This is a genomic window from Nocardia sp. NPDC058497, assembly GCF_042720195.1.
Taxonomy (GTDB): domain Bacteria; phylum Actinomycetota; class Actinomycetes; order Mycobacteriales; family Mycobacteriaceae; genus Nocardia.
On sequence record NZ_JBHXMY010001011.1, the window covers coordinates 1 to 1,221 of the forward strand.

Below are 1,221 nucleotides of genomic sequence, written 5' to 3' on the forward strand. Positions count from 1 at the left end.
GATGAGCGCCCTAGCCGATACCGCCTCGATGGGAGGAAACATCGGCGAATCAAAGGATTGGGCAAATTCCTATGACGAGGCTACTTCCCGAACATTCGATGCAACGCAGATTCTCATCCAAGCAATGGGAAACTATGCCAATGTTCTACAGACGCTCGGATACATCTATGCCGTTTCCGACTGGGAATCCGGAAGTAATCGTCCAGCCCCGGTAGAGCCAACCAAATTTCCCGCCACTTGGCAGACCTGCACGGTACCACCCCCTTCCGCTGGCGGTCCCACAAGCGGCCTATTCGATGACCTGGGATTCGCGCTCAGCGCCCTCAGCGACTATGGGGTCCCGATTCCCGACGGAGAGCCCACCAAGCTACAGCACGCAGCCGACGTCTGGAATCAGCTCGCATCACCTCGAGGAATCAAGAACTCCCTTCGCTCCTCACCTCGCTAGCAAGTAGTTTCGAAGCCGAAACAGCGCCTGCGCTCGAGCACGTAGACGACGACATCAAAAAGATGGCGGCGGCGGCAACAGCCTTGCTGGATTCGTACGTCGATCTCGAAACTGCGTGTCGTGAGCAAAAGAATGCACTCGATCAGCTTCGCCGGGACCTCGAAGCAAAGGCACGCCAGCTAGCTAACGATATCGCCATCATGATTGCACAAGAGGTCGTCGAAGGCGTAATCGTAGGGGTGGTAGCCGGCGCCCTGACCCTGGGTTTTGGAGCAGCTGTCGTCACCGCGGCCAAGGCCGCGAAAACTATGGCCAAAATTGGCTTGAAAGTAAAAGAGCATGCAGGTGACGTACGCCGAATAATCGACGGCTGTAGTTTCAGGAAAAAGGTCGACGTCAAGAATCCTCCCGAGGCCCACGAGGCCGAAATGGAACGAATAAACGACCTGACCCCAGATGCCAAAGATGCGCCTGGCGACCAGGGTAAACCCAAGGGTGCCCCACAGGAGGCCCCACCTGTACACGACGGGAAGCAAGGTAAACATATCGAAGGGCACCCCAACTACATACCTGGACGAAGTAAGCTGACCGAAGATCCCAATGAGCTTGCCCAATCTGCGGGTACGGGAGATCCCGTCGGAAGGGTACCTCGCGGCGACGCCGGGTTCAAAGAGCGGGTAGACTTCGGCCGGGAAATCGGCCAATATGCCGACCCTCAAACTGGACAGCTCACCCCACCACCGAAGGGCATAATCACCTATGCAGGCGATGGA

Annotated in this window: 1 protein-coding gene and 1 pseudogene; both read left to right on the plus strand. The window is 57.0% G+C overall.

The genetic code is table 11. The annotated features are described in order from the left end of the window. Nucleotides 1-448, plus strand: a pseudogene (locus ACFWPJ_RS33310) (hypothetical protein); the annotation flags it as partial. Between the two features lie 62 nt (nucleotides 449-510). Beyond that, nucleotides 511-1,221: polymorphic toxin type 50 domain-containing protein (locus tag ACFWPJ_RS33315; RefSeq protein WP_378857575.1), on the plus strand; the 711-nt coding region annotated here is incomplete at its 3' end.